Annotated in this window: 5 protein-coding genes; 3 read left to right on the top strand and 2 right to left on the bottom strand. The window is 40.8% G+C overall.

Annotated features, from left to right (window positions below; all coding sequences use genetic code 11):
- A partial coding sequence (locus ACKI5B_RS10930) for a hypothetical protein (RefSeq protein ID WP_407428671.1) occupies positions 1-424 on the top strand: 424 nt, incomplete at its 5' end.
- A 19-nt stretch (positions 425-443) separates the two neighbouring features.
- Positions 444-1856, top strand: a complete 1413-nt coding sequence (gene thrC, locus ACKI5B_RS10925; protein ID WP_407428669.1) for a threonine synthase — start codon at positions 444-446, stop codon at positions 1854-1856.
- Between the two features lie 165 nt (positions 1857-2021).
- On the opposite strand, the gene ACKI5B_RS10920 is transcribed toward thrC, so the two are convergent.
- Positions 2022-2531, bottom strand: a complete 510-nt coding sequence (locus ACKI5B_RS10920) for a deoxycytidylate deaminase (protein ID WP_407428667.1) — start codon at positions 2529-2531, stop codon at positions 2022-2024.
- 173 nt (positions 2532-2704) lie between these two features.
- On the opposite strand from ACKI5B_RS10920, the gene ACKI5B_RS10915 reads away from it, so the two are divergent.
- Positions 2705-3487: a transporter substrate-binding domain-containing protein gene (locus tag ACKI5B_RS10915; protein WP_407428665.1), complete on the top strand. Its 783-nt coding sequence runs from the start codon at positions 2705-2707 to the stop codon at positions 3485-3487.
- On the opposite strand, the gene mfd is transcribed toward ACKI5B_RS10915, so the two are convergent.
- A partial coding sequence (mfd, locus tag ACKI5B_RS10910; RefSeq protein ID WP_407428663.1) for a transcription-repair coupling factor occupies positions 3484-7179 on the bottom strand: 3696 nt, incomplete at its 5' end. The genes ACKI5B_RS10915 and mfd overlap by 4 nt on opposite strands.

Below are 7179 nucleotides of genomic sequence, written 5' to 3'. Positions count from 1 at the left end.
TATCATAGCTCTTGTTGATTTTAATCAGAATGAAAAAGCAATTACTTCAAATCCTATTTCATCCTCAAATCTCTTAATGACTTTAATGAAGCTTGGTTTTGTAAAAATTGGTAATGCACCACAAAATGTAATTGACGCTGTTATTCAGAACAGCAATGAAAAGATTTTTTCACGTTCAAAATCAATTGCGCAGTCATTTATTATCTTTGGCACTGTAAAAATCTCTTCTTACGAAAAATCAGACGCCGGATTCACTTACACTCTTACCGGCACTGTAAAATCAATGGATTCTAAAACAGGCATGATTACTTTCCAAACAGAAAAATCCATTACAGTAACTGATAAAAACGACTGGAACGCACTCGCAAATGCCAGAAAATCTCTCGCAGAACAAATCGCCACTGAAATTAAATACGGAATATAATAACTGGAGATATAAAAAAATGATTTACACAGACACACGTGATAAAAACGTACAAACTACTTTCAAAAATGCCGTTATGAGCGGTATGAACGAAAAAACCGGCGGATTATTCATTCCCGTTGAATTTCCAAAACTGGCTTCATCTTTTATAAATAAAACCCCTGAGCCTTCTTTCCGCGACATTGCTTTTGAAATGGCAAAACCATTTGTCGGAGAAGAAATTCCTGAAGCAGACCTCAAGGCTATCATTGCAGACGCCTACCCGTTCACAGCTCCAGTTGTTCCTGTAGATAAGGTATCTTATGTTCTTGAACTTTTCCACGGACCTACCTGTGCATTTAAAGATTTCGGTGCACGCTTTATGGCACGTGTAATGTCTTATTTTAACCGAAGCGAATCAACACCGCTCCACATCCTTGTTGCAACTTCAGGCGACACAGGAAGTGCTGTAGGTTCTGCATTCCACAATGTTCCGGGGCTTGATGTTACAATTCTGTATCCGGAAGGAAAAGTCAGTAAACTTCAGGAAAAACAGCTTTCAACATTTGACGGAAATGTACGTGCACTCAAAGTAAAAGGCACTTTCGATGACTGTCAGAAACTCGTAAAGACAGCATTTACAGATAATGAACTGCGTGCAAAGCTCCGGCTTTCTTCAGCAAACTCAATCAATATCTCTCGCCTTTTGCCACAGAGTTTCTACTACATGTATTCTTCACTTTGTGTAAGAGCACGCAGCTGGGGCGACAATAAAATCGAAAATCCTGCAATCATCTGTGTTGTTCCAAGCGGAAACTTCGGAAACCTCACTTCAGGTCTTATTGCACGTGAAATGGGTGCTCCAATCACAGGTTTTGTTGCAGCGACAAACTCAAACCGCACAATTCCTGACTGGATTGCAACAGGCGACTACAATGCCCGACCTTCTGTTGAAACTTATGCAAATGCAATGGACGTAGGAGCTCCTAGTAACTACGAAAGAATTGCCGCAATGTACTCACTTGAAGAAGTGCGCAGTCTCTTTGCTTCGTACTGGCTTGATAACGACGGAATCATCGGTTCAATCAAAAACTGCTACGACAAAACAGGCTACACGATTGACCCGCACGGAGCTGTCGGCTGGAAAGCATGGAGTGACATCCGAGGCGGAGCAATGGAAGCACTCAAAAACGGAACTAAAAACGACATTACAAAGCCAGGCCTTACACCGAACTTGCCTTCTTGGGCAGATAAGGTCATCAACAAAGAAGCAGTCGGAATTATCCTTGAAACCGCTCATCCTGCAAAATTCGGCTCAACCGTACAGAGTGCGACAGGCGTTTCTCCTTCAATTCCAGACAGACTCGAAAAGGTTCTCAAACTCGAAGACAAATCAATTCCAATGAACAACGACTACGGCGAGTTCAAGAACTGGCTTTTGGAAAATCTGTAAAATTTGACACAGATAGACACAGATTATGTATTTGGGTAAAAAAAGCGCTTGTTACAAGCGGCTTTCTTATAAAATAACTTTTAATCTGTGAAATCAGTGTAATCTGTGGTTTATTATTTTAAAATTTATGCTCTCTGTGTGCTCTTTAGCTCTGTGAGGAATTCGCTACATGTCACTGTATTTCTGAACTTCATCTTCAAGATGTTCTATCTTGATTCCTACTTCCTTGAACATTTCAAGGCTGTCGGATTCATCATGATAGTGTTTTTCGCAGACTACCCGCTTAATTCCGCAGTTTATAATCAGCATGGCGCATGTGCGGCATGGCGTCATTTTACAGTAGACTGTTCCACCATCGATTGAAATTCCGCGTTTTGCAGCCTGACAGATTGCGTTCTGCTCTGCATGAACAGTACGCACACAGTGCTGGGTAATTGTGCCGTCAGTGTGAAGCATTTTTTTCATTAAGTGCCCTGCTTCGTCACAATGAGGAAGCCCCGCAGGACTTCCTACATAGCCTGTCACTAAAATCTGATTTTCACGTGCAATTACACAGCCGCTTCTGCCTCTGTCACAGGTAGCACGCTTAGCAACAGTGCGTGCAACTTCCATAAAATATTCGTCCCAGGTCGGACGGATGTATTTATCTTCGTTTAATTTTTTATTTTCGGACATAATGCAAGTATAGCAGATTTTTTTATAAAAATAAAAGTACTGCCTGTTTTACGACACAAAATCGCTTACGAATTAGTGTTTTACGACACAAAATCAAAAAAAATTTGATAATTTTCAAATATTATATTAAAATTATTTTTAATATTATCTAATAAAGGAGACTGCAAAAAAAAATGAAATCTTTTCTAAAAGTATTCTTTTCTGCATTGATTATGATGACTGCAATAGGAACAACCTTTGCAAAACAGACAGGTCTTGACAAAATAAAACGGGCAGGCACTCTCACAGTTGGTGTAAAAGATGATGTTCCTGGCTTTGGTTTTATGAATCCTGAATCAAAAAAATATGAAGGATTAGAAATTGATATTGCGAAAGCTATAGCAAAAAAAATATTTGGTTCTGAAGATAAAGTTACCTTTTTACCTGTAAATGCCAAAAACCGCGGACCTTTCTTAAATCAGGACAGAGTTGATTTAGTTATTGCAACTTTTACAGTTACTGAAGAACGCAAACAGCTTTATGACTTTAGCGATATTTATTACACTGATTCTGTAGGCATCATGGTAAAAAAATCCTCAGGAATCACTTCTTTTAAAAACCTCGAAAACAAAAAAATCGGTGTAACTCAGGGGTCTATGACAACAGCAAGCATTAAGAATGCAGCAATTAAGGAAGGAGTTTTACTGAACTGTGTAAATTATCCGTCCAATCAGACTTTAAAAGATGCTCTCGATCATAACGAAATCGATGCATTCTGTATTGATGCTTCAATTCTTCACGGCTACCTTGATGATTCTGTTACTATTCTTCCAGAACATTATGATGAAATGATGTATGCAGTTGCTATCAAAAAGGACAACACAACTGTTACAAAAGTCGTAAATGAAGTTATCCGTGATTTAGTAAAATCCGGCGAGTTAGATAAAATTCTGGCAAAATACGGCCTTAAATTCTAAACAAGCGCTTCCAGTTTTTCGCGGATAAATTCACTTTTTTCCTTGAGGCCGATTTTTCCGGCTTCAAGGATGATAACATTCGGCTTTGTCGGGTCAAGCCGGACCTTTCCGGCACTTTCTTTTATCAGTTTTAAAACCCTGTCAATTTTAATGTCACTTACCTTACCAAATTCAATCGTAATCAGCCCCTGTTTTTCTTTCAAAGAAGAAATAAAGAGTTTTTTGGCAATTACACGCACCTCCGCAAGGCTCAAAAGGCTGTAGACTTCATCTGGAATAGGTCCGAAGCGGTCTTCAAGCTCAAGATACATGCTTTCAAGCTCGTCTTTTGACTGAACGCCCGCAATTTTTTTGTAGACTTCCATTTTAGTCTGCAAGTTCGGAATGTAAGTGTCGGGAATGAAGCCTGAATATTCAAGTTCCATCAAAACTTCATTCTGAGCTTCGTAATTCTCGCTGTTCATAAGCCGTTCGACAGCTTCGTTGAGAAGTTTCACATACAAATCAAAACCGACCGCATAAACTTCACCACTCTGATCTTTTCCAAGGAGATTTCCAGCACCACGGATTTCCATATCTTTCATCGCAATTTTAAAGCCTGAACCAAGTTCAGTAAAATCAGAAATGACCTGAAGTCTCTTCATTGCAACTTCTGAAAGAACTTTGTTTTCAGGGTACAAAAGATATGCGTACGCCTTTCTGTCACTCCGACCGACCCGGCCCCGAAGCTGATAAAGCTGACTTACACCATACATATCTGCACGGTCAATGATAATCGTATTTACATTCGGAATATCGATTCCATTTTCGATAATCGTGGTGGCAATAAGGATGTGAAAGCCGCCCATCTTAAACCTTCGGAAAATGTCGTCAAGTTCTTCGGCACTCATCTGACCATGTGCAACATCTATCATCATTTCAGGGACAATCTGCTGAAGTTTCCGGCGCACTTCATCAAGACTTTCGACACGGTTATGAAGATAGAAGACCTGACCGCCCCGCTCTACTTCCTGTCGGATTGCTTTTGCAACACGTTCTTCGGTGTAAGCATCGACAATGGTTTCAATCGGCTTGCGGGTTTGCGGAGGTGTTGTCAAAAGCGACATATCGCGGATTTTTAAAAGGCTCATATGAAGCGTTCGTGGAATCGGAGTTGCGCTCATGGCAAGACAGTCGATATTTGCCTTCATTGTCTTGAGTTTTTCCTTGTCTTTGACTCCAAAACGCTGCTCTTCATCGATAATCATTAGGCCCAAATCTTTGAAAATGACATCTTTCTGGATGATTCGGTGGGTTCCGACAAGGATATCAATTTCACCGGTGGCGACTTTTGCGATAATTTTTTTCTGTTCGGCAGGCGTTACAAAGCGCGAAAGCTGTGCAATCGTAACCGGGAAGTTTGCAAAACGCTCCACGCAAGTCTCATAATGCTGCTCGGCTAAGATTGTGGTAGGTGCAAGGAATGCAACCTGCTTTCCGCCCATTACTGCTTTGAATGCCGCACGCATTGCAATTTCAGTCTTTCCGTAACCTACATCGCCGCACACAAGCCTGTCCATAGGAACAGGCTTTTCCATGTCAGCCTTGATTTCTTTTGAAACATTGAACTGGTCGGGCGTGTCTTCGTAAGGGAAAGCGGCTTCAAAAGCAGTCTGCCACTCGCCGTCTTTCGGGAAAGGATAACCACGGCTCGCTTTCCGGCGACTGTACAAAGCGATGAGTTTTTCTGCAAGGTCTTCGACGGCTTTTTTTGCCTTATTCTTGCGGTTTTCCCAGGATTTTGAGCCGATTCTGTCAAGGCGTGGATTGTCACCTTCGTTTCCGATGTAACGCTGAACAAGGTTTACCTGCTCAATCGGAACGAAAGCGAATTCTTCCTCCGAATATTCAAGTTTGATGTAGTCCCGCTCGTTTCCCATCGCCTTTACGCGCTGGATTCCCCGGAAAATTCCGATTCCATAATTTACATGGACTACAAAATCCCCCTCGTTAAGCTCAACGAATGTGTCAATTGCCTGAGATTTCGCGGTTTTTATTGATTTTGGGACATGTTTTCGCCTTCCGAAAATTTCATTTTCCTGAATTACGAGCGTTTTTGTCTCAGAAATTCCGAATCCGGCAGTAATTGCCTTTGGATAAACTGTGAGCGGATAGTATGGTATGCCTTTTTTTGCATTTTTGTTGAGGCGCTCTAAATATTCACCATCTGCAGGCTTATTAATATAATTTTTTAAGATTTCTTTGATTCGAAGAGACTGGTTTTCGTTATCTGCAAAAACGAATATCTTCCAGCCCTCGCTCTGTAAATCTTCAAGCTGCTCTTTAAGATAATTGATATTTCCGAAAAAGCTCTTTGGAGGCTCACACTCAATCTTGAAAAAATTGACGTCTTCATTTGCATTTTCTTCTTCGTCAGTTTCGGTGTGAAGCGTTCGGAAAGAAATGCGGTTTTCATGCATAACAGAAACTTTTTCAAACGGTATAAACATTTCACTTGGAGGCAGAACCGGCATTTTCTGGCGGGCAATGCGGTACATTCCGGCATACTCACGGTCAAAATTTTCCTGCATATTGTTCAGGCGGTCATAATCATAAAAAATTACAGTTGTAGATGAAGAAATATAGTCAAAAACAGTGTATTTTTTTTCCCAGAGGCATCCGTAAAAAAGTTCCTCGCCTTCAGATTCACGTCCTGCACGAAGTTCTTCAAGAAGCTTTTTCTTCGCCTTTCCAGCCTCGTCCGTCAAAGCCAGTAACACAACATCAGAATCCGTATTCTCCGTGTCAACTTTTTCATCAAAGGTTGATTTACTTCCGAATTTATCGAACACATTTTCAAGCCGTCCGACAAGCTCGTCATTCCAGATTACTTCCTTCATCGGGTAAATCAGAAGATTTTCACACAGCTCTTTTGTGGACTGGCTTTCAACATCAAACGACTTAATTGAAGATATTTCATCAAAATCAAAAAGAATTCGGCTCGGATTTTCTTCTCCAGGAGTAAAAATATCCAAAACTTCACCACGTAAAGTAAATTCACCGGGAACTCCGACTTTCGGAACACGGATATAGCCCAATAAAGCAAGTTTTTCAGCCAGTTCCGCAGGATCTATCGTACTTCCTTTGTAAAGATTAAAAACAAGTGAACGTACATATTCAGGAGAAGGAAGCGGAGTCTGGAGAGAGCGCTGAGTTACTATAAAAATGTGGGGTTTTGTGCTTGCTGAAAGACTTCGTGCCTGATAGGCAAGACGCGCCAAAACTCCGGAACGCTGACCAAAGACGCTGGAGCCTACTGCACAGGAGCGGTAAGGAACAAGCCCCCACCACGGAAGCACATAGATTTCGACGGAATCAGAAAAAGCTGTTTCAAAATCCTGACGTAAGTCTAAAGCCTCTTTTTCAGTCGGAACAACAACGACAAAGTCCAGAGATGAAGAATTAATTCCTGCTGTACCTTCTTTCTGCTGATTCTGTGAATATCGGCCTGTCGTATTGTATTGAAGTGAAGACAAAATACGTGTTCGTACACAGTCAACAAAATGAGCCGTTAAAAATGAAGCTGATGTAAGTGAAACACCTTCAATTTCTGCAGGAAAGTAATCACCTGAAGAAAGTGTTTTTATGTCAGAAAGAAAATCTTGCCAACCTGACGTAACAGAAGTAATATAATTTGATAATAATGATTTCAT

The sequence above is a fragment of the Treponema sp. genome (assembly GCF_045657965.1).
GTDB lineage: Bacteria > Spirochaetota > Spirochaetia > Treponematales > Treponemataceae > Treponema_D.
Note: the sequence above shows the minus strand (reverse complement) of the source record. Positions and strands in the feature narration are given on the sequence as shown.

Excerpts from the sequence above, each read along its gene's own strand:
- thrC (WP_407428669.1), top strand. The coding sequence starts at position 444 with ATGATTTACACAGACACACGTGATAAAAACGTACAAACTACTTTCAAA.
- ACKI5B_RS10920 (WP_407428667.1), bottom strand. The coding sequence starts at position 2,531 with ATGTCCGAAAATAAAAAATTAAACGAAGATAAATACATCCGTCCGACC.
- ACKI5B_RS10915 (WP_407428665.1), top strand. The coding sequence starts at position 2,705 with ATGAAATCTTTTCTAAAAGTATTCTTTTCTGCATTGATTATGATGACT.